This is a genomic window from Octadecabacter dasysiphoniae (assembly GCF_021532615.1).
Lineage (GTDB): Bacteria > Pseudomonadota > Alphaproteobacteria > Rhodobacterales > Rhodobacteraceae > Octadecabacter > Octadecabacter dasysiphoniae.
Genome location: NZ_JAKGAQ010000018.1, coordinates 1 through 750, shown reverse-complemented (window position 1 = coordinate 750; position 750 = coordinate 1). Strand labels below are relative to the sequence as shown.

The following is a 750-nucleotide window of genomic DNA, read 5'->3' as shown; positions in this document are numbered from 1 at the left end:
CTGTTGAACTTGCGGTGGGGGCCGGAGGATTGGGGCTTCTCGCTGCGGTGGGTGGTTCAGGCGGTTCGGAAAGCGCACAGGCAGAGAATGTCCCTGCGGTGATTGCGGGCGATACGACGGGCGATGTGATTGAGGACGAGGCGACAACCCTGACGGCGACGGGCGCGCTTAGCGTCACGGATCCCGATTCCGGCGAGGCGAACTTCGATGTGCAAAATGGCACGGTCGGGACCTACGGCAGCTTTGACATCGATGCGGATGGCGCTTGGACCTACACCGCGGACAACACTCTGACGGCGATCCAGAGCCTCGGTGCAGGGGAGACTCTGACCGACAGCTTCACAGTTGAAACGGCGGATGGCACCGAGGAGACTGTGACGGTGACGATCACCGGGGTCGATGATGTGGCGGTGATTACGGGCGACACGACGGGTGACGTGACCGAGGATGAGGCGACAACCCTCACGGCGACGGGCGTGCTGAGCGTGACGGACGCCGGCGAGGCGAGTTTTGTGGCGCAGAGTGGTACGGTGGGAACCTACGGCAGCTTTGACATCGATGCGGACGGGGTGTGGACCTACACGGCGGATAACAGTCTGACAGCGGTCCAAAGCCTTGCTGATGGCCAGACAGTAAGTGACAGCTTTACGGTCACGACTGTGGACGGCACGACTGAGACCGTGACGGTGACGATCACCGGGGTCGATGATGCGGCGGTGATTACGGGCGACACGACGGGTGACGTGACCG

The 750-nt window shown here is 62.7% G+C and carries 1 protein-coding gene; it reads left to right on the top strand.

Annotated features, from left to right (window positions below; translation table 11 throughout):
* Positions 1-750, top strand: a 750-nt coding sequence (locus L0664_RS18450) for a VCBS domain-containing protein (protein WP_235227376.1), incomplete at both ends; no start/stop codon positions are given.